Origin of the sequence: Labrenzia sp. 5N, assembly GCF_012395805.1 — a bacterium.
GTDB classification, from domain to species: domain Bacteria; phylum Pseudomonadota; class Alphaproteobacteria; order Rhizobiales; family Stappiaceae; genus Roseibium; species Roseibium algicola.
Map to the genome: position 1 here is coordinate 43,742 of NZ_JAAZTM010000001.1, position 22,897 is coordinate 66,638.

Here is a 22,897-nt window from a genome sequence, read left to right on the forward strand (position 1 = left end):
ATCAAGATACTTTACTCCAAGATTTTATGTTGTCGGTGCGACTTCCCGATCCAATCGGGGTCCTGCCTCGATGGATGGCGCGATCAGGATTGCCGACAACACCACGGCTGCGGACAGCAACTCCCTCAAGCCAATCGCTTCGCCAAAGACCAGCCAGCCGACCAGAAACATGGTCGGCAGCTCGAAACTTCCCGCAGCCGCGGTGCGAACAGGCCCAACCTTCTGACAAGCGATCGTATAGAGGATCTGCGGAACAAGAGCCGTTCCAAGTCCCATGGCGACGATGAGGCCCCACTGGCCGGTGCTTGCCGGCAGAACTGAGCCCTGCCCTTCATTGATCGCGAGGGGCAACAAACCAATGACGGACCCGGAAAGTCCGCAAGCCGTCCGTTCCAGCGAATTCAACTCGCCTGCCAGCCCGCTGAGGACAACAATCAGAAAGCCGAACGCGATGGGAGCAGGAATGGCCCATAAAAGTGCCTGCAGTGCCTCGGGGGATAGCGACGACGGATCGAGCAGCAGCCCGGCGGCCAGAATAACCAGACCTGCCGAGGCAAATGATCTCCAAGTCAACGCTTGCCTGAGCAGACCCCAGGCAAAGAGGGCCGCGAAAACCGGATAGGACATGTAGACGACACCGGCAGCGGCAACGGGTGCCACGCGGATCGCCTCCAGATGGCCGATCAGGCTGAGCCCCAGCACCAGACCTGCTCCCGCCATCAACAGGGCGCCGCCTCGTTTGCGCTTCTCGAACGGCAGAAAGGGAAGCAGGAACAGGACGGAAAAGCCGTAACGATGTAGCGCGATTGTAGCCGGGCCAGCGCCTAGGCCCTGAAGCTCCCGCACGAAGATCGGCACGAGGCCGAAACAGGCTGCAGAGGCTGCAATGACGAGTGTAGCCCCAGTCGTCCCAAGGCTGATGTGAGGAAAGGTGATGTTGCTCATGCCTTGTCGATACCGTGCAACGATGAGCAAACAAAATTCCTAGTTTTCATTCAGATCATGAAATGCTTTCATACTAATATGATCCCTCGACTGGCCCTCCATCACCTGACCCTTCTTTCCGCGCTTGGCGAAACCGGCAGCATGACCGCGTCCGCCACCCGTCTCGGCGTGTCCCAGTCTGCAGCTTCACACAGGCTGCGGGAAGCAGAGCGCCGCCTGGGGGTGGTTCTGGCACGCCGCGCCGAGAACCGGATTGAACTGACGCCGGAGGGCGAGCGTCTGCGGCATCTGGGCGAGACCTTTCTCGGCGAGTTGTTTCGTCTGGAGCAGGATCTTGAAGCCTCTGCAAGGGACGCCAGGATCCTCGTTCGTCTCGGCCAGGCAACCTACAGTCGCTATCACTGGTTTCCCGCTTTTCTGGAGTATCTGGACACGGCCGACCCGAAACTGTCGGTCGATCTGTCATCGCGTGCGACGGCGCATCCCCTGGCCTCGCTCCTCGACGGTTCCGTGGACGTTTCGCTGGTTTTCGGCCGCGAACCGGCACTTGCCTCGCTGCGCGCGGTGAAGCTGGGCACGGACCCGATTGTCGCGGTGCTGGCGCACAATCACCCGCTTGCCGCAGAGCCTGTCGTCAACAGCGAAAACATGGGCGATGAGCGTTTCTTCGTTTATCCGCTGACCGCAGAACCCGGATTTGACTGGACAACCCTGCTTGGCGCCCCCACCCAGCCGTTCCGGCGGTTGACCCCAATGCCGACACCGGAAGCCGTGATCGATCTGGTGCGCGCCAAGTTCGGCGTTGCCATCTTCAGCAAGTGGGCCATCGAGCCGGAGCTGGCTGATGGGACGCTGGTTTCCCGCCCGATTGCCGAAGGCGGTGTTTCGCTCGACTGGTGGTGTGTTCGCCGCGCCTCGGACCCGCAGGACAGTCCGGCGGCACGCCTCTCGTCTGCCCTGACCGCCTGGAGCCACCAGTCCGACAGGGCCTTGTCGACGCTTGCCTTCGGCGGAACGGGTCAAACTGCCGGGTCGGAGTTGAAAAAAACCTAGGCGCGAAGCAGTAACCTTCGTAAGCTTTTCAAGGTGAGAAGGGGAAAAGCCGGTAATTTCCGGCGAACGGGGGAGACAGGCAGTGGCTTCACTCTCCGAAAAGGATCGCAAACGCGGGCTTGTTCTGGCCATGGGTACGCTTGGCGGCCTGGTGATGCTGGACGAGACAATCCTTGGCGTTTCACTCCCGGCAATCCGGTCCGAGATGGGGCTATCGCCCACACTGACCCACTGGATCGTCAACGCCTACATGCTGACGTTCACCTGCTTCGCCGCTATCGGCGGCAAGGCGATCGACCTTTTCGGGTTGCGCCCTGCCCTAATTGTCAGCGCCAGTGTGTTTGCGCTCGCCAGTCTTCTGGCCGGATTTTCAAACGGACCTGAGCTGCTGATCGGCATGCGCATCGTCCAGGGCCTTTGCGCAGCAGTGATGTTCCCGATGACGCTCGCAGCCGCGACCCTCACTTTCGACAAGGCAGAACGGGGCCGTGCAATCGGCATTCTGGCGGGGATGGCAACGATATTCCTGGCCGCGGGACCGCTGCTGGGCGGTGTCCTGACTGATTTTCTTTCCTGGCGCTGGGTCTTTTGGGTCAACATTCCTATTGTCGCCGTTGGCACTGTGCTTGCCTGCCTGTTCTGGCAACCGCCGCAGCAAACTCCTTCCCGCCCGCTCATAGACCGGATAGGTCTGCTCCTGTTGCTTGTTGGCATGACGGGGATCATTTTCGGCCTGATGGAAGGTCCCGACTTTGGCTGGATGACGCCACTGATCCTGGGCAGCTTGCTGGCCGGAATTGCCGGGACCGTGTTTTTCGTAGCCTTTGAAGCCAGGCAACGGATGCCGCTGATCGATGTGCACCTGTTTCGACTGAAGGCGTTTCACGCCAGTGTTCTCGTGATCCTTCTGACACAGATGAACAAGATCGTCGTTGCGATCTTCGTGCCCCATTTCCTGCAGCTCGACATGAAATTCACGGCGCTGGCGGCAGGTCTCGCAACTGTCGTCGCCGTTTTTCCGTTTCCCTTCCTGTCAGCACCCGCCGGCAAGTTGGGAGACAGGCACGGTTCGCGCAAGCCGGTTCTGGTAGCCCTCGCGGTTCTGGCTCTGGCCAACATTGCTATCGGCACCCTCACCCTTGCGGAAAACTATTTGGTGCTAGCCCCGGTTCTTCTGGTCTGGGGAATTGCCCTTCCATTTGCGATGATCCCAACCGGGCGGATCACCGCCAACGCGGTCCCTTCGGAAAAGCAGGGAGAGGTCAGTGGCCTGGTCATCACGGCGCGTCTGGTTGGAGGAACACTCGGTGTCACAATGGGCAGCGTGCTGCTGGCCATGGAGGCAGGGTTCGGCTCCATCTTCTGGGTGATGGGTGTTCTGATCGCCCTGTGCTGCGCCTATGGCTTCAGGTCATTCGCCAATGATGCACCAGCTTACCGTTCAGCACCCGGGAGCTGAGTTCTCCCGAGTGCCGGAACAAGTGACCTCGAAGGTCACGCCATTTCCGGTTCCTTCTTCCAGGCAAATTGCTTGACCGGCTCATCCAGCTCAGTGTGAGCCAACGCGTTGGTAAAGTTCGACAAGGTCTTGGCGGCGATGCCGACAAGAACTTCAAGCGCCTGCCGTTTGGAATAACCCGCAGCAAGAAATGCCTTCAACGCATCGTCACCGATATGTCCACGCTGCTCGACGAGGGATCGCGTATAGACGCGAAGCGCTTCCAGTTTCGGGTCGTTCAGGCGTCCTCCAACGCGCAAGGCGGCAATCGCATCATCCGGCACCTTCACCATCTTCATCAGCATGGTGTGGCCTGCCATGCAGTAGTGACATTCGTTGAGGTAGTTCACTGTCATCATCACGACCTGCTGCTCGGTCGGCGACAGATCCGTGGCTTGAGTGAAAAGCCGGAACGTTTCCAGATAGGCTTCATAGACGGAAGGGGCTTCGGCCATCACCTGGTGCAGTTTCGGATAGAAGCCGTAATCCTTCTTCGACCTCTCGAGCAGGTCCAGAGATCCTTGCGGTGCAGTTTCAGGGGTGTGGTAGTCAAACATGCCTTTTGCTCCTTCAAAGCTTGGGCTGAGGAAAAGAAACGAGGTGGTCTTCAGGGGCGCCGACGCGACTGGAGGGAACCGCACCATGCGTCCCGTCAGTCCGTGACAGCGCTTGAACTTGCTACGTTTTGATCACTTGTGTATAAAACCAGAACAAGCGTTTTGTCCATATGTGAACAAAACTATCGACGTAACATGTTCGTGAGACCAGAGCGATGGCACGACCGTCCAAATTCGACAGGGAAGACGCGCTCGATGTGGTGATGAACCAGATCTGGCAGACAGGCTATCGCAACAATTCCGTCAAATCGCTTGCGGAGGTTCTCGGGATAACCCGATCGAGCTTCTACAACGCCTTCGGCTCCCAGGAGCAGCTGTTCAAGGAAGTGCTTGCCCGCTACACCCGGGTCTCGCCGGACAGGGTTCTGGCTCACGACAATTCCAACAAGCTGGTGCGTGGCGTAATCACTGAATTCTTTCAGGACATATGCCGCCTGCGGGCCCGTGACCCGGAATGGCGCGGTTGCATGGCTGTCAACGCAATTAGCGAACTCTGCAGCAGCCATCCCGAACTGGGGCCGGTATTGGCAGAAGTTATCTTCGGAAGTCTGGAACGGTTGGAAAGACTACTCAAGCTGGGTGTCGAAACCGGCGAACTACCGAAGGACTATGACATTCGCAGCAATGCACTTGCGGTTCAGACGCTGATGATCGGCATCAACACGCTGAGCAAGGTTGTCCATTCAGAGAAATCCTTGTGGCTTGCATGCGAAGCGACGCTGAAAGGTCTCGACCTTCTCGAAAAAAGCGGACAGGCGAGTGAGTGCAAGATGGCGTGATCAGCCGAAATCGCCGCTGAACCGTTCACGCAGCACGTTTTTCTGGATCTTGCCCATGGTATTCCGCGGCAAGGCCTCCAGAATGTGGACCTTCTTGGGCTGCTTGAACTTCGCCAGACGATCGTTCAAGGAGGCCTGAACGGCGTCCTGGCCCAGTTCGGCTCCCGGTTTCGGAGCCAGCACGGCGACCACCGCCTCTCCAAAATCGGGATGCGGCACGCCGATCACCGCGCTTTCGGCGACGCCCGGCAGTTCGTCCAGCAGCGCTTCAACCTCGGCCGGATAAACGTTGAAACCACCGCTGATGATCAGATCCTTGGACCTGCCGACGATGGAAACATATCCGTCTTCATCGACGCGCCCCATGTCGCCGGTGATGAAATAGCCGTCCGCCCGAAATTCCTGCGCCGTCTTTTCCGGCATTCGCCAGTATCCCAGAAAAACGTTGGGACCCTTGATCTCGATGATGCCGACCTCTCCGTCCGGCAGCTCTCGGCCGGTTCTGGCATCGACGACACGGAGCCCCACACCGGGCAGAGGAAATCCAACCGTTCCCGGCCGACGTGCACCGTCATAGGGATTGGAAGTGTTCATGTTGGTTTCGGTCATGCCGTAACGCTCCAGAATTGCGTGTCCGGTGCGCTCTCGAAACTCCTTGTGCACCTCTGCCGAGAGCGGGGCTGACCCTGAAATGAACAGGCGCATGTGGGCCGCCACATCCCGCGTGAACCTGTCCGATGCCAGCAGGCGCGTATAGAATGTCGGAACACCCATCATGGCTGTTGCTTTCGGCAGAGCGGCAAGAACCTGATCCAGGTCGAACTTCGGCAGGAACAACATGGAACCGCCTGCCATCATCAGACAGTTGGTGGCAACGAACAGCCCGTGAGTGTGGAAAATCGGCAGGGCGTGCAACAGCACATCGTCTTCTGTGAACTGCCAGTATTTCACCATGGTCTGCGAATTCGACGCCAGATTTCCATGCGTGAGCATCGCTCCCTTGGAACGTCCCGTGGTACCGGACGTATAGAGGATGGCCGCCAGATCGTCGTCTTCACGCGGTCGGTTGTCATAGTCCGTCGGCATCTGGTCTGCGAGTAGACTGAGGCTGCCCTCCCCGTTCTGATCGAGCGTGTGCAATCGCGCGCCGGCCTTTTGCGCCGTTCCGGCCAGCACGTCGGCCCTGGCCGGGTCGCAGACAAAGACAGCCGGTTCCGCATCACCAACGAAATAACCGATTTCGGTAGGGGTATAGGCAGTGTTCAGAGGCAGAAACACGCCACCGGCACGGATCGTGCCGAGATAGAGCATCAGGGTATCGGGCGTCTTTTCCACCTGGACAGCAACGCGGTCTCCCGCTTTGACACCCAGTTTCTGGAGGGCACCGGCATATTGCGCAGACCGCGCGAACATGTCCGCATAGGTAATCTTCCTGCCGTCCAGTGTTTCGAGAAAGACCTTGGACTGATCCGGTATGAAGGCGGTCAGGGCGTCAAAGAGATGGTTCATCATCGCAGTGTTCCGAAATGGCGGGCAATCAGGAAGGATGTATTTGATACCAGCGGTGCCCAATTTTAAAGCAAGTCTGCGAATTTTGGGCAAGTCCGGGGAAATGCGGCCTGCCACAATCAAGCTTTCATAAAACTTTCACGCCATGCTTTAGGGTGTGAGGCCATAAATGGTGCTGAAATGGTTTGAGACCGATTGGCCCTCCTCGGCATTGCGAATTTGCTTCGTCAAATTATCCGCACGTTCAGCTGAGAGGGGTTGGACCACGCAATCGCGCTCCGAACGACCGAGGGATACTTGATGCCGACAATCAGACCGCAGACCTTTGCAGAATTCGTCGCCGACGGTGCCGTTCATGTGATCGGCATCTGCCTGGGGCTGACCGCAACCATTGTTCTGGCAGCCACGCTCTGGAACGCGGGTGACCCTGCCCGGCAGGTCACTGTCATGATCTATGCTGCCTGCCTGATGGCGATGCTGATCTGTTCTGCGCTCTACAACATGCTGGCGAAAGACCACAAGACAGGGATCTTGAGGCGGCTCGACCACGCGGCCATCTTCCTGATGATCGCGGGCACGTATACCCCCCTGGCGGCAATGATCATCGGCGGATGGACGGGCGGCGTGCTGCTGGCTGTCGTGTGGACCGGTGCGCTGGCCGGGGCCATCGTCAAGCTGGCACATCTGACCGGGCTTGATCGCCTCACTGTCCCCATCTACCTCGCGCTAGGCTGGGTGGTCGTTTTTGCCGTCAATCCGCTGATCGAGAAAGCATCCGCGTTCGGGTTCTACATGATCCTGGCGGGCGGGCTGCTTTATACGGTTGGAACAGCCTTCTATGCCTGGAAACGCCTGCCATTCCAGAATGCGATCTGGCACGCCTTCGTACTGGCCGCCGCGGTCTGTCATTTCTCTGCCGTGTTCCACGACGTGGCCCTGATCAGGGCCGCCTGAAACCACTCGACAAAAAAGGCGGCACCGACAGGTACCGCCCTTTTCCATTTCCATCAGCGTGACTGCTTAGGCGTCCGCGTTGGGATCCTTGCTGAGCACGACCACCTTTGTCTGCAGCGGCACGCGGCTGTACAGGTCGATCACGTCCTGCTGCCACATGCGGATACAGCCCGAAGACACACTCTTGCCGATAGAGTTCGGCTGGTTGGTGCCGTGGATACGGTAAAGCGTGTCAGTGGCGCCTTGCCACAGATCCATGGCGCGCGCGCCGAGCGGGTTCTTCAGACCGGGCGGGTAGCCCTTTTCCCAATAACGCTCCAGAGACGGCTTGCGGGCAATCATTTCGCGTGGAGGGCGCCAGATCGGATGAGGCCGCTTGACGCGGATCTTCGCCTCGCCCGACCAGGCGAACCCGGCCTTGCCCACACCGATGCCATAGCGCAGCGCCTTGCCGTTGCCGAGCGTCCAGTACAGGAAGTTGTTATAAGGATCGACGATGATGGTTCCGGGCCGCTCGCGGGTTTTGTACTCCACGATCTGCCGCCAGTACTTCTGGTCGAAATTCTTGTAGTTGATTGCCGGCCAGGTGTAATCGCCATCGGGCCATGCCGCATAGGCAGCCGCATAGTCGAACTGCTCGTCCGGCAGATCGGCCTGATCCGGCAGACCAACCAGCCCGGCGGACTGACATCCTGCAAGGCCGGCTGCCGTAAGCACCAGGCCGGCGGCCAGGAAACCACGCCTGTTCATCGCGCCACCTGCTGGCGAACTGTCAACATCGAGCGGCGAATTGGAACGCTTCATGAGACCTCCACAAATTCTGGCTCCTTCTTGAGACAGGTTTTCAACAGTTGCAAGTCACATTCGCCGAACTGCCTTACATTCTTCAGATGAATCCTTAGATTATTCCCAGCCGACCTTCTCCGGCCCACCCCACACTCAAGGTCCTTCCGTGCAGACAAACGTTTCAAAGTCGCCTTTTCCCGTCTTCGACGGTCACAACGACACACTCCTGAAACTTGAAATCGAGGCCATGAAAGGCACCGAGCGCAGTTTCTTTGACCGCTCGACCACAGGCCACATCGACATGGTGCGGGCGCAGGAAGCCGGATTTGCCGGCGGGCTTTTCGCCATGTTCGTACCGTCCAACCCGGAACAGGACTTCACCCGCCCCTTCAACCCGAAGGACCCTGCCAACTATCAGCCCGTACCGCAGAAGAGCGCGTTTGATTTCACAAAACGTATGCTGGAACGGGCCGAGCAGATCGAAGCCCAGTCGGAAGGCAATGTCGTCATTTGCAGAACGCCGGACGAGAACCGTACAGCGATCGAAACCGGCCAGATTGCCATAAGCCTTCACATTGAAGGTGCCGAAGCCATCGATACCAACCTCTATGCGCTGGAGGAACTCTACGGCCGCGGTCTGCGCTCACTTGGACTGGTGTGGAGCCGAGAGAATGATTTCGGATACGGTGTGCCGATGGCGCACCCGGCTTCACCGGATATCGGCCCCGGCCTGACCGGCGCGGGTCGAGATCTGGTTCGCGCCTGCAACCAGCTCGGGGTGCTGCTTGATGTGTCCCATCTGAACGAAAAGGGTTTCTGGGACCTGGCGCGCATCACAGAACGGCCGATCGTTGCCAGCCACTCCAATGTTCACAAGATTTGCGAAAGCAGCCGCAATCTGACGGATAAGCAACTTGATGCCATCAAGGAAAGCGGAGGGCTCGTCGGCATCAATTTCCACGTTGCCTTCCTGCGCAAGGACGGTGGTCATTCGCGTGACACGCCGCTTTCGGTCATTGCCGACCATGCAGCCTATCTGGTTGACCGCCTCGGCGAAGACAGCGTGGCTCTCGGCTCGGACTTCGACGGCTGTGTCCTGCCGCGCGACATTGGCGACGTCACCGGTCTGTCCCGTCTGATGGAAGAGCTAGATGGCCGCGGCTTCAATACACCGGTACTGGAAAAGATCGCCTGGAAAAACTGGATCTCCGCACTGGAGAAAGCTGCCGGCTGAACGGGCCTGTCTCGCCTTTGATCAAGATCACTCCGCCCGCCTCGCAAACTTGTTACCATGCGTAAACAGTTAGCGATTGCATTTGTGGACGGGCGGAGAAACAATGCATTTATTGTTATTTTTTGGCAGCCGTCTAAATATTAGATCCGGAATTCCACCTGAACTGCACGTTCAAGACCCACCCTCATCGGTGGCACAAGATGCAGGCAGGTTGCAGTATTCAGGCGGTTGTGCGTGGTTGGCACGTCCCATTGACCGTTCCTTCGCACCAGCGGATGGCCGGATGGAGAAAAAAACGCGAGATTGCAGACGGCGATATTTGTCGGCTGTGGTCTTTCTTTGCGTTGCCATTCAGACGCGATGCCAGTGGGGGGCAGCGACGTGAATGTATTACTTACCGCGGACAGACGTTCGCCGGTTCAAGCGGAAAACAGGGGCAAGCGCGCGCGCAAGTCCGATGCAGTCTATCAGGACCTCAAACGCCAGATCCTGACCGGGGAAATGACCTCGGAAAGCCCGATTACAGAACAATCCCTTGCCCAGGACTATGGCTGCTCGCAGAGCACAATCCGTGAAGCGCTCATGCTGCTTCAGGAATGCGGCCTCGTTGTTCGCCGCGGCTATCAAGGCACCTACGTCACAGATCCCAGCCCGCTAGAAGCCCGTCTGATGCTGAAACTGCGCATCGACATTGAATCAACCGGCGTCGTGGAAGCGGTCAAACATGTCACCAAGGACCAGGTGAACGAACTCTATGACCTTGAAGACCAGTTCGAAGCCTGCCGCGACAAGCGGGACGTGTTCGGCTGTGCGGAAATCGACCGTGCCCTGCATCTGAAACTCTTCAGAATTGCCCGGATGCCGGTTCTGGATCCTATGCTGGTCAGGACCTTCATGATCCTGCAACGGGTCATGCTTTCGAGACCGCGTTCCGAACAGTCATGGACCAGGCCGAATGTGACCCCGCACCGGTCCGTCATCGAAGCGCTGGAAGCTCATGATGTCGACGCGACGCTGACGGCTCTTCGAGCTCATATCCTGTCGAGCGCCGTTTTGCTGGCTCCACACTTTTACGGTACGGATATCGTGGAATTGCAGGACCAGTTCGACGCGTTGCCTGTTCAGGCAGCTGGCTTCAATTGGCGCTAAGCTAAGCTCAATCGACCTTCCCGCTCACACAGGCCGGGAGCCCACAGGTTGCGGGCGGCCAACCGCTTTAGATTGACCGCCCGCGCACCCGAGATGCTTTTTGAGGGTTCACCCTCAGGCGCTTTCCATCATTTGCTGCTGGGTCAGCATTGCGGCCCCGATCAGCTCCTTGGTGTAATCGCACTTAGGCGCCTCGAAGATCGCGTCGGCGGACCCCGCCTCAACAACCTTGCCACGTTGCATCACCATCACCGTGTCGGACAGCGCGCGCACGACGGCAAGGTCATGACTGATGAACAGATAGGTCAGGTCATGAGCCTTCTGCAGGTCACGCAGCAGTTCCACCACCTGCTTCTGGATCGTCCGGTCGAGAGCCGAGGTCGGCTCGTCGAGCACGACCAGTTCCGGCTTCAGAACCATGGTGCGGGCAATCGCGATACGCTGACGCTGTCCGCCCGAAAACTCGTGCGGATAGCGATTGCGCATGACCGGGTCGAGTGACACTTCCTCAAGTGCCTTGCAGGCGCGCTCATCCCGCTGGCGGGCGTTGAGTGAGGGTTCGTGCACCATCAACCCTTCGGAAATGATCTGGCCAACCGTCATACGTGGGGACAGAGACCCGAAAGGGTCCTGGAAGATAAGCTGCATGTCCTTGCGAAGCGCGCGCATTTCGGAGCGGTTCTTGCCGGTGATCTGCTGTCCGTGGAACACCACCCGGCCACCGGCCGGCAACAGGTTCAGCACTGCACGACCGAGGGTGGACTTGCCAGAGCCACTTTCGCCGACGATGCCCAGTGTCTGGCCCTTGCGCAGCGAGAAACTGATGTCGTCAACCGCACGCAACACATGCTTGGGCTTCAGGAAACCGGAATCGAGCTCGAATTCCACTTCGACCTTCTGCGCTTCCAGCAGAACAGGCGCGCTGTCCGGCACCGGCAGCTTGTGGCCAGTCGGCTCCGCATCCAGAAGCATCTTTGTGTAGGGATGCGCAGGCCGGGTGAAGATCTGCCCGGTCTCGCCGCTTTCCACCACTTCACCGGTTTTCATGACATAGACCCGGTCCGCGATACGGCGAACGATACCCAGATCATGGGTGATGAAGATCACCGCCATGCCGAGCCGCTTTTGCAGATCCGCCAGAAGGTCCAGGATCTGCGCCTGTGTGGTGACATCGAGCGCAGTGGTCGGCTCGTCGGCAATCAGCACGTCTGGATCGTTGGCAAGCGACATTGCGATCATCACACGCTGGCGCTGGCCGCCTGACATCTCGTACGGATAGGCGTTGATCTTGCGTTCCGGCTCGGGAATGTTGACGAGTTTCAGAAGCTCGAGGGCCTTTGCCTTGGCCGCTTTCCACGACAATCCGCCATGAACGACCATGGGCTCGGCCAGCTGCCGCCCGATGGTGTAAAGCGGGTCGAGCGAGGTCATCGGCTCCTGGAAGATCATGGTGATCTTCGCACCGCGGATCTTGTTGAGCTTGCCCACCGGCAAGCCGAGAATATTCCGGCCTTCGTAGATCACCTCGCCGCGTGTGCGCCCGTTGGACGCCAGAAGGCCCATAGCCGCCATCATGGTCTGGCTCTTGCCCGAGCCGCTTTCCCCGACGATCGCGACGGTTTCACCCGCCTGGACGTGAATGTCGACGCCTTGAACCGCATTGACGGTACCCGTCGCGGTTTCAAAGTCGACCTTCAGATCCTTGATTGAGAGGACCGTTTTCTTGGTTTCGCTGGTCATGGTCTTCTCCTCACCGGTCCTTCGGGTCCAAGGCATCGCGCAGGCCGTCGCCGATGAAGTTCAGCGCAAACAGGGTCGATGTCAGGAAGATGGACGGGAAAATCAGCATCCAGGGAGCCCCTTGCAGATTTCGCGCGCCTTCGGAAATCAACACGCCCCAGCTGGTCATCGGCTCCTGAATGCCGAGGCCAAGGAAGGACAGGAAACTTTCCAGCAGGATCACCTTCGGCACCAGAAGGGTCATGTAGACCACGACCGGACCAAGCGTATTCGGGATGATGTGCCGGCGCACGATACCGCTATCGGCCACACCGAGTGCTTCCGCCGCCTGCACATATTCCTGGCGTTTGATGGTCAGCGTCTGCCCGCGCACGATGCGCGCCATGTCGAGCCATTCCACGGCACCGACGGCGATGAACATCAGGATGAAGTTCCGGCCGAAGAACACGACGAGCATGATCACGAAGAAGATGAACGGCAGCGAATAGAGGATATCCACGACGCGCATCATCATCTGGTCGACCCGGCCACCGAGATATCCTGAAGTCGCCCCGTAGAGAACACCGATCGAGATCGCAACGATGGTCGCCAACAGACCGATGGTCAGCGACACGCGGCCGGCGATGAAGGTCCGGGTCATCATGTCACGACCATTGGCGTCGGTACCGAAATAGAAATGCATGAAGTTGATGTCGGCCCTGACCGTTGCAGACTTGTTGTCTGCGGACATGTCCGTCAGCTCGGTATTCTTGAACAGGTCGCTACGGTCAAAATACAGCACGGACCGGGGATCGATATCCCGGCTGGAGGTGACCTTGGCGACAATCGTGTCGCCTTCGCGCTCAAACGAATCCACGGTCAGACGCGCCCGTTTGGCGGAAGACATGAAACCGGGCTCGACCTGCTCAGGCTTCGGATAGGCCTCCAGGCTGGCTGGCACCTTCACGTAGTCACGATAGACGGTGTCGTAGTGATGGGGAGACAGGATCGGACCAAGGATCGAGATCAGGCCGATTGTCAGAAGCACGATGATGGAGGCGACCGCCGCACGGTTGGCGAGCAACCGGTCGCGTGCGTCGTCCCACAGGGAACGCCCCTTCGCAGGCGCCCCGGTGGATGAAGTAGCAGTGAGGGTCACAGTCGTCTCCTCCTCAGTCGTAGCGCACACGCGGATCGAGCAGCGCATAGAGCAGATCCACGACGAGGTTGAACAAGATAACAAAGCAGGCAACGACAACAACCGTCCCCATGACCAGGGTGTAGTCACGGTTGAGAGCGCCCTGCACGAAGTAGCGGCCGATGCCCGGGATACCGAAGATGGTCTCGATCACGACGGAACCGGTGAGCAGCGCTGCCGCAGCCGGGCCGAGATAGGAAACGACCGGCAGGATCGCCCCTCTGAGCGCATGCACCACCACGATCATGTAGGAGGTCAGCCCATAGGCCCTTGCAGTACGAACATGATTGGACCTGAGCGCCTCGATCATCGAGCCGCGCGTCAGACGTGCCACGACCGCGATCTGAGGCAGCGCGAGAGTCACGACCGGCAGTACCCGGTTGACGAAAGCCCCGCCATTCCAGCCCCCAACGGGCAGCCAGCCGAGCCACACGCCGAGGATCAGGGTCAGGATCGGCGCAACGACGAAGTTGGGGATCGTGACACCGAGCGTTGCCGCAGCCATGATCGAATAGTCTGCCGGTTTGTTCTGGCGCAGCGCCGCTGCCACGCCCAGGAAACCGCCGACCACCAGAGCCAGGCAGAGCGCGGACAAGCCCAGCTGGATGGAGATGGGAAGACTTTCCGCAAACAGTTCATTGATCGAGAAGTCGCGGAAGTAGAAACTCGGACCGAAATCCAGACGGGCCACGCTCTGCAGGTACAGCAGGTACTGGTTCCACAGGGGCTCGTTGAGATGGTAGATCTTGTTCAGGTTTTCCATCACCTTTGCTTCCAGGGGACGTTCCAGATCGAACGGTCCACCCGGCGCGATGCGGATGAGGAAAAAGGAAATCGTGACAATCAGAAAAAGCGTCGGGATTGCGCCGAGCAATCGTCCGAGGACATATCGGAGCATAGGCTTTGCCTCTGTTTGTTAAACGGCGGTCTTTCGGTCAATCTTGATTGATTGATGCCGCCTTGCAAGAACCGGCAGGGAAGCCCTGCCGGTCTCGATGTTGTCAGGTTATTCGGAGATGCTCATCCAGCGGGACGGATGGATGTTGAGGAGGTTGTCCTCAAATCCTGCCATCTTGTCGGAGACCAGGTTCATGGAACCGTAGTACATCATCGGAATGAACGGCAGGTCCCGCATGAAGAGCTCTTCAGCCTTCTTCAGGATGTCCGCACGCTTCTCCAGATCCACCGTGACGGCCGCTTCGTCCATGAGTGCATCATACTCAGGATTGTTGTAGCGGGCGTAGTTGAAGCCGTCGTTGTCGCTCTCGACCATGAACAGGAAGTTCTGCGGGTCGGAGTAGTCGCCGATCCAGCCGGCGCGGGCGACGTCGAAGTCCTGACGGTCACGCAGCATGGCGTAATGCGTCTTGGTGTCGGTGTTGATCAGCTTGACGTTGACGCCGAGAGGTTTCCACATGTCGGCAATCGCGACTGCCGTGTTCTTGTGGTTTTCGGACGTGTTGTAGTTGATCGTCAGTTCGACAGGATTGTCCGGGCCGAAACCGGCATTGGTCAGAAGTTCGATCGCTTTTTCTTCGCGGTCGATCTGGGACATGTCCTTGTAGTCGGCATAGGCCGGTTCACCGTAGTTGCCGATGCCCGGCGGCACGAAGGAATAGCCGGCCACCATGGTGGAGCCCCAGATTTCGTCGGCCAGGAACTCACGGTCAATCGCCATGGACAGAGCCTGACGGACGTCCGGGTTCTTCAGGACTTCGTCTTCGTGATTCAGGGCGTAATAGTAGGTGCCCAGATACGGCGCCACGTGGAACTGGTCGCCCAGGTTCTCACGCATGAAGGCGACCTGCTCAGTCGGCGCATCGTTGTTGGTGTGCAGCTCACCGGCCTGGAACCGGCGCAGAGCCGCGCCACGGTCTTCGGTCGGATAGAAGAAGACAGTGTCGATCTTCACCTGATCTGCGTCATGGAAATGCGGGTTCTTGACCGCTTTCACATGTGCGTTCGGCACGAATTCTGCGAGGGTGAAGGCACCGTTGGTGACGATGTTTTCGGCTTTCACGAAATCGGAGCCGAATTTTTCAACGGAAGCCGGATGGACCGGAAGGCCGGTCTGGTGGCCCAGAAGGTCAATGAAATACGGCGTCGGGGACTCCAGAGCGATCTCGAGCGTGTGATCGTCAAGCGCCTTCACGCCGAGTTCTTCCGGCTTGGCTTCGCCCTTGTTGACCTTTTCGGCGTTCAGGATCGGATACAAAACGTTGGCGTATTTCGCGCCTGTTTCCGGGTTCATGATGCGCTGAAGCGAAAAGACGAAATCGCCGGCAACAACCGGATCCCCATTGGACCACTTGGCATCATCGCGCAGCATGAAGGTGTAGGTCTTGCCGTCGTCGGAAACCTTCCACTCCGAAGCCACGCCCGGAATGATCTGGCCATCGGCGCCATAGGCAACCAGGCCCTCGTAAAGATCACGCAGGATATGCGCTTCATAGGTTGTGGAGGTCTTGTGCTGATCCAGGGTTTCCGGGTCGGCAGTGTTGCCGCGGTGGTAGACCACCTCTGCAACCGCAGTAATAGATGTAGCAGCCATCAAGGCAGCCGCAAGCGCTGTCACACGCATGGACTTGAACATATCGCTCTCCCCTCTTGGGTTATAGTTGAAGCAAATGGAACGATGGGTCACAAGATTCCACGCTCTTTGCGAGCAATCAAGCATCCCCCAACGGCACATTTCGTCCTTAGTCGCAAAAAGGCGATGTTTTTGCTTGTTTTTAAACGAAACCGGAAAATTTTTCCGTTGTTTTACTCGGCGGTCAAATAATTTGACCTCAACACGCGCAATTATGTTTCAATCCTAGCGGCAAAATCGATATTTTCCACTATGAGCCAGATACATGCCCGTATCAGGGTTGAAAGACTTGAATTTCCGCGCGCAATAGGCCGTCCACTGAGGGGTAAAAGGAGCCAGTCCGGTCTTGGTATAGGGGACACGCTGCGGTTGTCCACGATAGCGCGGCGGGTTCACATAGACCCGCGACCGGTAGGGATAGGCCCGCATGTCGTAGGGGTGGTAATAGTAAGGTGCGCCATAGGGACGGTAAGGCGGGCCGTAAAGACCATAAGGTGCGTAGAAGGCACCGCCGCGATAACCACGATTGCCAAAACCGAAGCCGATACCGACACCATTGAAATAGATCCCGTCGGCACGTGCGGGCGATGTGCCGGTCAAGCCGGCGACTGCCCCGGCCAGACACATGGCGACAGCGGCAAGACAGATCCGAAACCGCTTGCGGGCAAGAGAGCCCCTTTCGCGTTTCGCCAGGTTCAGGTCAGACATGATGCTCTCTCCTGTCGGCGCACGCCCCGCGCCTGTTGGTCGCCCCTGTCCACACGCTGCCCAGAATAACGCATTCGGGCACCAAAATCTCTCCGATCCCGATCAAAAATGCTGGGCGTTCTTTCCGGGCCGCTTGCGCGGTTCACGCGCGGCCAGTAAACCGGGCGCCGATCCGACATTCCGACCGGGAAAACAAGACCCTCATGGCTCCACCGCTGCTGACACTTCGCGACGTTCATCTGACCTTTGGCGGCACGCCACTTCTTACCGGTGCCGAGCTTTCCGTTTCCGAAGGCGAGCGCATGTGCCTTGTCGGCCGCAACGGCTCTGGCAAATCGACCCTTTTGAAGATTGCTGCCGGCATGGTGGAGATGGACAAGGGCGAACGCTTCTTCCAGCCCGGCCGCACGGTGCGCTATCTCCCGCAGGATCCGGACCTTTCCGCCTATGCCTCCACGCTGGAGTATGTCAACGAAGGCCTGACCGAGGGCGACGATCCCTATCGCGGCGCTTATCTTCTGGAAGTCCTCGGCCTCACCGGCACGGAAGACCCGAAGTCCCTTTCCGGCGGCGAAGCCCGCCGAGCTGCCCTCGCCCGCACGCTTGCCCCCGAGCCGGATATTCTGCTGCTCGACGAGCCAACCAACCACCTGGACCTTCCCGCCATCGAATGGCTGGAACAGGAGCTCAAGAGCCTGAAGTCCGCCCTGGTGCTGATTTCCCACGACCGCCGCTTCCTGGAAAACCTGTCGCGCACCACTGTCTGGATCGACCGCGGCGTCGCCCGCCGGCTCGACAAGGGCTTTGCCCACTTCGAAGCCTGGCGCGACGAGGTGTTCGAGCAGGAAGAGGTTGACCAGCAGAAACTGGCACAGAAGATCAAGCGCGAAGAGCACTGGATGACCTACGGTGTCACCGCCCGGCGCAAGCGCAATATGCGGCGCGTGCGCGAGCTTGCCGACCTTCGCAAACAGAAGCGGGAACATCGCGGGCCTCAAGGCACCGCCAAGCTTGCTGCCACGGATGCCGAAGTTTCGGGCAAGCTGGTGATCGAAGCCAAAGGCATTTCCAAGACCTATGGCGACCGTGCCATCGTCAAGGACTTCTCGACCCGCATCCAGCGCGGTGACAGGATCGGTTTTGTCGGCCCGAACGGCGCCGGCAAGACGACGCTTCTGAAGATGCTGACCAGCGAACTGGCACCGGACACGGGCACGACACGGCTCGGCACCAACCTGGAAATGGTCACACTCGACCAGAAGCGCGAGAACCTGAACCTCAACGACACGCTGTCCTCGGTCCTGACCGGCGGGCGTGGCGATACGGTGGTGATCGGCGACGAGACCAAGCATGTCATGTCCTACATGAAGGACTTCCTGTTCTCGCCGGAACAGGCCCGTACGCCGGTGGGTGTGCTGTCGGGCGGTGAACGCGCCCGCGCCATGCTCGCCCGGGCACTGGCCAACAAGTCGAACCTGATGGTGCTCGACGAACCGACCAACGACCTCGACCTTGAAACGCTCGACCTGCTGCAGGAACTGCTGGCCGACTATCCCGGCACGGCCCTGATCGTCTCGCACGACCGCGATTTTCTCGACCGGGTGGCAACCTCCGTGATCGTCTCGGAGGGCGACGGCCTGTGGCGTGAATATGCCGGTGGCTACACCGACATGCTGGCACAGCGCGGCGAAGGCGTGACCGCCCGCAAGGCCGACAAGGCAGCGCCCGTGAAGAAGGAAAAGCCTTCCGCTCCAGAGGCTTCGCCGCAAAAGCCTCAGGCAAAATCAAAACTGAGCTTCACCCAGCAGCATCTTCTGAAAACCTTGCCGGACACGATCGAGAAACTTGAAGCACGTCTCGAAACGCTTCAGGCGGAAATGAACGACCCGCAGCTCTACGTGAAGAACCCTGACAAATTTGCCAAGATATCCCAGCAAATAACTGATCTCACAAATGAAAAGGATGCTGCGGAAGAGCAGTGGCTGGAGCTGGAAATGCTGAACGAGGCGGGTTAGGCAAGCTGTTCGGCACATCAACTTCAGAAATTGATTCAACTCAGGGACCGCCCTGCTCTGCACTCCGGCACCACAATTACGTGGTCCACGAGCACTGAGCGCCCGCCGGGCACATTGCACCAAATCAGGCCCTATGGCACCCAGCCGGGACACCGTGTTCTGGCGGAACCTGCCGCCACCTGTCGCGTTTCCTTTTCGAGCAATAAGGAGACGCACAGATGCACAAGGCGACCATTCTCAAGATCGACCAGGTCACTCACGATGTGAAACGCTTCCGTCTTGTCGAGCCTGAAGGGTTCGACTTCAAGGTCGGTGACGCGACAGAGATTGCGCTCGATGAAGACGGATGGCGGGACGAGACTCGCCCCTTCACGATGACGTCCTTGCCCGAAGAGCGAACTCTCGAATTCACCATCAAGGGATACCCCGATCATGACGGGGTTACGGAGCGCCTTCACAAGCTGAAGGAGGGCGACCACGTGCTGATCGCCGATCCGTTCAAGACCTTCCGCTATGACGAGCCGGGCGTGTTCATTGCCGGCGGCGCCGGCATCACGCCGTTCCTTGCGATATTCCGGGACCTGGAGAAGAAGGGAAAGCTGAACGGCAACCAGCTGATCTTTGCCAACAAGACCTCGGAGGACATTATCTACCGCAAGGAACTTGAGGCTATGGACGGCCTGAAGATCGATCACGTTCTGTCAGACGAAGACACGGCCGGCAGCCACCACGGCATGATCGACGCGGACATGATCAAGGAATTCGTGCCTGATCTGGACCGCCGCTTCTACCTTTGCGGACCGCCGCCCATGATGGAGGCGGTTCAGGAAGTGCTCGAGGAACTTGGCGTCAAGGCGGACTCCGTGGAATTCAGCGACTAGCGCAGGCGTGGTGGGTCTGCTCCCTCAGCTGAGCCACCCTGGCGCGACTGGCAAACCAGGCAAAGCCCAGCGGAGACCCGGGCCTCGGGCCTCCGCCGCCTGTACAGCGGAGCAAATCGCTTCCCCTCACCGTAAATCCTTGAAGAACACGGTTGTCGCGTCCAGATGGCCGTGGCTGTTACAGGCGTAGTCCGGAATGACGCCGACCTTCTGGTATCCGCAAGTCGGGTAGAGCTTTTCCGCCCGATCTCCGGTGACCGTATCCAGCACCAGCATCCAGCGGTTCTCGGAACGTGCAAGGCCATCGATGGCCGACATGAGCTTTCTGGCAAGTCCCTTGCGCCGATGTTCCGGATGAACCATCAGCTTGGCGACGTCCGCCCGATGGGGCTGGTTGTCGGCTCCTGCCTTCACAAGCATCACCACTCCCGCGATGTCCGCCCCTTGACGCGCGGCAAGCAGAAAAGCCTCCCCACTTTCGATGGCGGGCAGCTTGCTCGCCCAGAAGGCTTCCGCCTTGTCCTGCGGCATCGGCAACAGGAAGCCGATCCCTGCACCATCTTCGACACATGCTTTCAAAATCTGCCCCAGGGCGGGAAGCGACCTGCGCACCTCATCTGCGGTCAACAGACCGACGGGGGCTTCAGGCGTGAACGGCTGGACTTGCAGAGGACCGGTCTCGGTAACGGGAAGTGTCATGGCGTGATCACCGTCAGGAAATAGCGTGCCGGAACCGTTCCAGACGCGTGGTAACTGTTGGGGGCGTTGAGACGAAACCGCAGGGCATCACCAGGTTCCAGGTCGTAGGCATCCGGGCCGATGACCATCCGCAGGCTCCCCTCCAGAAGCACAAGTTGATGCTCCAGATCCGGAACCGGCGGAGCGGCATAGGCAACGGTGGCACCTGGGGGAATGCAACCTTCGATCATGGCCCCGCGATACCCGCTTGCTGCCGGCGTTAAAGTGCGGCGGACATAGCCTGTCTCCGGGTCCGTCCAGACGGCCTGCGCGTCCCGCGGGACAAGGCGCTCGATCGTAGCGGAGGCTGCTCCGAATAGTTCGGCCATTGAGAGGCCGAATGCCGCGGCAAGTTTTCCGAGAACGCTTGCGGTCGGGCTGGTATCCCCGCGCTCGATCCGCGACAGGGTGGCCCGGCTGATACCGGTGCGTTCGGCCATATCTTCCAGTGGCCAGTTTCTGGCCCGTCGCAGCTCGGTGAGCCGCCGGGCAAGATCTTGATCAAGGTTCGACATCAAAAAATCCCATAAATGAGAATTTTCTCATATATGGGATTTCTCATTTTACAAAGCTCAAAGAATGAGCAGTGTCTGACGGTCGTTTAGTTTCACACCTTCGAGAACACCGCGCTGGCGTTCACACCGCCGAAACCAAAGCCATTGGTGAGGATGTGGTTGACGTCACGAGCAATGGCCTTGCCGGGGATCATTTCGAACCGGCTCATGGCCTCGTCGGCCGCTTCCAGATTGCGGGAAGGCGGCAGCAGACCGCTCATCAGGGCCTTGACGCAGGCGATTGCCTCCACGGCTCCCGCGGCCCCCAGCAGGTGGCCGAACATCGACTTTGACGACGACACCGCAAGGTCCTTGCCACGGTTTTCGAAAAGCGTTGTCAATGCAGCAATTTCGGCAGCATCGCCGACGGGCGTCGATGTGGAGTGCGCATTGACGTAACCGATTTCACCGGGCGAGAGATTGGCCGTCGACAAGGCCTGCCGCATTGCCCGCAGACCGCCCTCACCGTCCGGCGAAGACGCGGTAACGTGATAGGCGTCGGCACTGGTGCCGTAACCGGCCAACTCGGCCAGGATCGTCGCACCGCGGGCTGTCGCGTGGTCACGGTCTTCCAGGATCAGGATGCCAGCGCCTTCGCCCATGATGAAGCCGTCACGGTCCTGGTCAAATGGCCGGGACGCATGGGCCGGGTCGCCATTGCGTTTGGAGGACATGGCCTTCGCGGCACAGAACCCGGCGTAGGAAACCTTGTCGATACAGGCTTCTGACCCGCCTGCCACCATCACGTCGGCTTCTCCCGAACGGATAATACGGGCGGCATCGCCCAGGGCCTGAAGGCTGGCCGCACAGGCAGTCACCGGTGCGCCGATCGGCCCCTTGAGGCCATGTCGGATGGAGACCTGCCCGGCAGCCAGGTTGGCCAGGAACGATGGCACCAGAAAAGGCGACGCGCGGCGAGGGCCTTTTTCGTCCACCAGCCGCGTACCGGCGGTCATGGCCGGAAACCCGCCAACCCCGGTCGCGATGATCGTGCCTGTGCGTTCCTTGTCCCTGTCGGACTTCGGCTCCCAACCCGCATGGGCCAGCGCTTCCTGAACCGCCCCCATGGCAAAATGGATGAACCGGTCAGAGCGGCGCTGTTCGCGCGGATCCATCACTGCATCGACATCAAAGCCATGCTCGTCTTCTGCTTTGGAAGGAACCTCGCCTGCAATCTGGCAAGCCAGCTCGCCTGCATCGAAGTGGGTGATCTGGCGAATGCCGTTGCGCCCGTCTTTCACCCGGTTCCAGAAGGCATCTACCCCGGTGCCCAGCGGGGAAACGATCCCCAGTCCCGTCACGACCACACGTCGCATGTCTTACCTCACATTGGTTTGCCAGCGCCCCCGCCCCGGCAGTTAAGATGTGTCGAGGCGGTTTGCCAGTCCGCCCGAAATGGAAATCCTTTTTGCCCGGCTATAGCTCCGAAAGCCGTTTCAGGGTGTCGATGGCACGCAGAAATTCATCGCTGCCGAGATGTCCCTTCACGTCTGCCTGGGCCTGCCGCCACAACGGGACGGCAGTATCAAGAAGCTCCGCACCCTTCGGGGTCAGCCGATACTGTTTGCTGCGGCCGTCCCGGACGGGTTGCGATGCGACCAGCCCCTTGCGCTCCAGAAGAGCGACATTGCGGACCAGCGTCGTACGTTCCATGGACAGCCGCTTGGCCAGTGCTGCCGTCGTCACGCCTTCGTATTTGCGGATCGAGACAAGAACAGAGAACTGTCCGGCCGTCATGCCAACCTGCCGCGCCAGCTTGTCATAGTGCCGGCTGACGGCACGTGCGGCCTTGCGCGCGTTGTCGAGAACGCAGAGCGAGAAATCGTCTTCTTCCATGCGGGCTTTTGTGTGCATATACACATCAAAAGTCAAGTCACAGTCGGACGATCCCCTTCCCGGGCATTTTGTCATCAGGATATTGCGTTTATTTGCAAAGGGGTTACGGTCAACAACGGCAACCGGAGCGTGAG

The 22,897-nt window shown here is 59.2% G+C and carries 21 protein-coding genes; 8 read left to right on the forward strand and 13 right to left on the reverse strand.

The window, feature by feature from the left end; translation table 11 throughout:
* Positions 1-24: 24 nt before the first annotated feature.
* On the reverse strand, positions 25-945 hold the full coding sequence (locus HEP89_RS00185) for a DMT family transporter (protein ID WP_168691051.1): 921 nt from the start codon (positions 943-945) through the stop codon (positions 25-27).
* 78 nt (positions 946-1,023) lie between these two features.
* Here HEP89_RS00185 and HEP89_RS00190 point away from each other — a divergent pair, with 78 nt between their 5' ends.
* Both HEP89_RS00190 and HEP89_RS00195 read left to right on the forward strand, forming a co-directional pair.
* Complete coding sequence (locus HEP89_RS00190; RefSeq protein WP_168691052.1) at positions 1,024-1,998, forward strand: LysR family transcriptional regulator; 975 nt, start codon at positions 1,024-1,026, stop codon at positions 1,996-1,998.
* A gap of 82 nt (positions 1,999-2,080) precedes the next feature.
* Complete coding sequence (locus HEP89_RS00195; RefSeq protein ID WP_168691053.1) at positions 2,081-3,457, forward strand: MFS transporter; 1,377 nt, start codon at positions 2,081-2,083, stop codon at positions 3,455-3,457.
* A 35-nt stretch (positions 3,458-3,492) separates the two neighbouring features.
* Here HEP89_RS00195 and HEP89_RS00200 read toward each other — a convergent pair whose 3' ends face one another.
* Positions 3,493-4,053, reverse strand: a complete 561-nt coding sequence (locus HEP89_RS00200) for a carboxymuconolactone decarboxylase family protein (protein ID WP_168691054.1) — start codon at positions 4,051-4,053, stop codon at positions 3,493-3,495.
* Positions 4,054-4,268: 215 nt separating this feature from the next.
* Here HEP89_RS00200 and HEP89_RS00205 point away from each other — a divergent pair, with 215 nt between their 5' ends.
* Positions 4,269-4,892: a TetR/AcrR family transcriptional regulator gene (locus HEP89_RS00205; protein ID WP_055658554.1), complete on the forward strand. Its 624-nt coding sequence runs from the start codon at positions 4,269-4,271 to the stop codon at positions 4,890-4,892.
* Here the strand turns inward: HEP89_RS00205 and HEP89_RS00210 are convergent, their stop codons facing one another.
* A complete protein-coding gene (locus HEP89_RS00210; protein ID WP_168691055.1) occupies positions 4,893-6,404 on the reverse strand; it encodes a malonyl-CoA synthase in 1,512 nt (503 codons plus the stop codon).
* A gap of 297 nt (positions 6,405-6,701) precedes the next feature.
* Between HEP89_RS00210 and HEP89_RS00215 the strand changes: the two genes are divergently transcribed.
* Positions 6,702-7,355, forward strand: a complete 654-nt coding sequence (locus HEP89_RS00215) for a hemolysin III family protein (RefSeq protein ID WP_023000058.1) — start codon at positions 6,702-6,704, stop codon at positions 7,353-7,355.
* Positions 7,356-7,421: 66 nt separating this feature from the next.
* On the opposite strand, the gene HEP89_RS00220 is transcribed toward HEP89_RS00215, so the two are convergent.
* Positions 7,422-8,159, reverse strand: a complete 738-nt coding sequence (locus HEP89_RS00220) for a L,D-transpeptidase (RefSeq protein ID WP_023000057.1) — start codon at positions 8,157-8,159, stop codon at positions 7,422-7,424.
* Positions 8,160-8,307: 148 nt separating this feature from the next.
* Here HEP89_RS00220 and HEP89_RS00225 point away from each other — a divergent pair, with 148 nt between their 5' ends.
* Entirely contained in the window at positions 8,308-9,375 is a 1,068-nt protein-coding gene (locus HEP89_RS00225) for a dipeptidase (RefSeq protein ID WP_077290455.1), read from the forward strand.
* 381 nt (positions 9,376-9,756) lie between these two features.
* Positions 9,757-10,524: a GntR family transcriptional regulator gene (locus HEP89_RS00230; protein ID WP_161633233.1), complete on the forward strand. Its 768-nt coding sequence runs from the start codon at positions 9,757-9,759 to the stop codon at positions 10,522-10,524.
* Between the two features lie 114 nt (positions 10,525-10,638).
* Here HEP89_RS00230 and HEP89_RS00235 read toward each other — a convergent pair whose 3' ends face one another.
* The 5 genes from HEP89_RS00235 to HEP89_RS00255 all read right to left on the reverse strand — a co-directional run bounded on the left by HEP89_RS00235 (position 10,639) and on the right by HEP89_RS00255 (position 16,739).
* Positions 10,639-12,264: an ABC transporter ATP-binding protein gene (locus HEP89_RS00235; protein WP_035908324.1), complete on the reverse strand. Its 1,626-nt coding sequence runs from the start codon at positions 12,262-12,264 to the stop codon at positions 10,639-10,641.
* 10 nt (positions 12,265-12,274) lie between these two features.
* Positions 12,275-13,402 (reverse strand): ABC transporter permease subunit, encoded by a 1,128-nt coding sequence (locus HEP89_RS00240; RefSeq protein WP_168691056.1) that lies wholly within the window; start codon positions 13,400-13,402, stop codon positions 12,275-12,277.
* 13 nt (positions 13,403-13,415) lie between these two features.
* A complete protein-coding gene (gene oppB, locus HEP89_RS00245) occupies positions 13,416-14,339 on the reverse strand; it encodes an oligopeptide ABC transporter permease OppB (protein WP_031268981.1) in 924 nt (307 codons plus the stop codon).
* A 108-nt stretch (positions 14,340-14,447) separates the two neighbouring features.
* Positions 14,448-16,034 carry a peptide ABC transporter substrate-binding protein gene (locus HEP89_RS00250; protein WP_062489583.1) on the reverse strand — a complete coding sequence of 529 codons (1,587 nt, stop codon included), beginning with the start codon at positions 16,032-16,034 and terminating at the stop codon, positions 14,448-14,450.
* Between the two features lie 222 nt (positions 16,035-16,256).
* Complete coding sequence (locus tag HEP89_RS00255; protein ID WP_055658545.1) at positions 16,257-16,739, reverse strand: BA14K family protein; 483 nt, start codon at positions 16,737-16,739, stop codon at positions 16,257-16,259.
* Between the two features lie 203 nt (positions 16,740-16,942).
* Between HEP89_RS00255 and HEP89_RS00260 the strand changes: the two genes are divergently transcribed.
* Both HEP89_RS00260 and HEP89_RS00265 read left to right on the forward strand, forming a co-directional pair.
* Positions 16,943-18,754 (forward strand): ATP-binding cassette domain-containing protein, encoded by a 1,812-nt coding sequence (locus tag HEP89_RS00260; protein ID WP_168691057.1) that lies wholly within the window; start codon positions 16,943-16,945, stop codon positions 18,752-18,754.
* 218 nt (positions 18,755-18,972) lie between these two features.
* Positions 18,973-19,635: an FAD-binding oxidoreductase gene (locus HEP89_RS00265; RefSeq protein ID WP_023000048.1), complete on the forward strand. Its 663-nt coding sequence runs from the start codon at positions 18,973-18,975 to the stop codon at positions 19,633-19,635.
* 126 nt (positions 19,636-19,761) lie between these two features.
* Here HEP89_RS00265 and HEP89_RS00270 read toward each other — a convergent pair whose 3' ends face one another.
* The 4 genes from HEP89_RS00270 to HEP89_RS00285 all read right to left on the reverse strand — a co-directional run bounded on the left by HEP89_RS00270 (position 19,762) and on the right by HEP89_RS00285 (position 22,781).
* Complete coding sequence (locus tag HEP89_RS00270; RefSeq protein WP_168691058.1) at positions 19,762-20,334, reverse strand: GNAT family N-acetyltransferase; 573 nt, start codon at positions 20,332-20,334, stop codon at positions 19,762-19,764.
* On the reverse strand, positions 20,331-20,888 hold the full coding sequence (locus tag HEP89_RS00275; protein WP_168691059.1) for an XRE family transcriptional regulator: 558 nt from the start codon (positions 20,886-20,888) through the stop codon (positions 20,331-20,333). The genes HEP89_RS00270 and HEP89_RS00275 overlap by 4 nt, the downstream gene beginning before the upstream one ends.
* A 92-nt stretch (positions 20,889-20,980) precedes the next feature.
* On the reverse strand, positions 20,981-22,243 hold the full coding sequence (fabF, locus tag HEP89_RS00280; protein ID WP_168691060.1) for a beta-ketoacyl-ACP synthase II: 1,263 nt from the start codon (positions 22,241-22,243) through the stop codon (positions 20,981-20,983).
* Between the two features lie 100 nt (positions 22,244-22,343).
* Entirely contained in the window at positions 22,344-22,781 is a 438-nt protein-coding gene (locus HEP89_RS00285; protein ID WP_209014338.1) for a MarR family winged helix-turn-helix transcriptional regulator, read from the reverse strand.
* Positions 22,782-22,897: the final 116 nt, after the last annotated feature.

Bases quoted from the DNA above. Each gene is read 5' to 3' on its own strand.
- HEP89_RS00185 (WP_168691051.1), bottom strand. From the start codon at position 945: ATGAGCAACATCACCTTTCCTCACATCAGCCTTGGGACGACTGGGGCT.
- HEP89_RS00190 (WP_168691052.1), top strand. From the start codon at position 1,024: ATGATCCCTCGACTGGCCCTCCATCACCTGACCCTTCTTTCCGCGCTT.
- HEP89_RS00200 (WP_168691054.1), bottom strand. From the start codon at position 4,053: ATGTTTGACTACCACACCCCTGAAACTGCACCGCAAGGATCTCTGGAC.
- HEP89_RS00205 (WP_055658554.1), top strand. From the start codon at position 4,269: ATGGCACGACCGTCCAAATTCGACAGGGAAGACGCGCTCGATGTGGTG.
- HEP89_RS00210 (WP_168691055.1), bottom strand. From the start codon at position 6,404: ATGATGAACCATCTCTTTGACGCCCTGACCGCCTTCATACCGGATCAG.
- HEP89_RS00215 (WP_023000058.1), top strand. From the start codon at position 6,702: ATGCCGACAATCAGACCGCAGACCTTTGCAGAATTCGTCGCCGACGGT.
- HEP89_RS00220 (WP_023000057.1), bottom strand. From the start codon at position 8,159: ATGAAGCGTTCCAATTCGCCGCTCGATGTTGACAGTTCGCCAGCAGGT.
- HEP89_RS00235 (WP_035908324.1), bottom strand. From the start codon at position 12,264: ATGACCAGCGAAACCAAGAAAACGGTCCTCTCAATCAAGGATCTGAAG.
- oppB (WP_031268981.1), bottom strand. From the start codon at position 14,339: ATGCTCCGATATGTCCTCGGACGATTGCTCGGCGCAATCCCGACGCTT.
- HEP89_RS00250 (WP_062489583.1), bottom strand. From the start codon at position 16,034: ATGTTCAAGTCCATGCGTGTGACAGCGCTTGCGGCTGCCTTGATGGCT.
- HEP89_RS00255 (WP_055658545.1), bottom strand. From the start codon at position 16,739: ATGTCTGACCTGAACCTGGCGAAACGCGAAAGGGGCTCTCTTGCCCGC.
- HEP89_RS00260 (WP_168691057.1), top strand. From the start codon at position 16,943: ATGGCTCCACCGCTGCTGACACTTCGCGACGTTCATCTGACCTTTGGC.
- HEP89_RS00265 (WP_023000048.1), top strand. From the start codon at position 18,973: ATGCACAAGGCGACCATTCTCAAGATCGACCAGGTCACTCACGATGTG.
- HEP89_RS00270 (WP_168691058.1), bottom strand. From the start codon at position 20,334: ATGACACTTCCCGTTACCGAGACCGGTCCTCTGCAAGTCCAGCCGTTC.
- HEP89_RS00275 (WP_168691059.1), bottom strand. From the start codon at position 20,888: ATGTCGAACCTTGATCAAGATCTTGCCCGGCGGCTCACCGAGCTGCGA.
- fabF (WP_168691060.1), bottom strand. From the start codon at position 22,243: ATGCGACGTGTGGTCGTGACGGGACTGGGGATCGTTTCCCCGCTGGGC.
- HEP89_RS00285 (WP_209014338.1), bottom strand. From the start codon at position 22,781: ATGCACACAAAAGCCCGCATGGAAGAAGACGATTTCTCGCTCTGCGTT.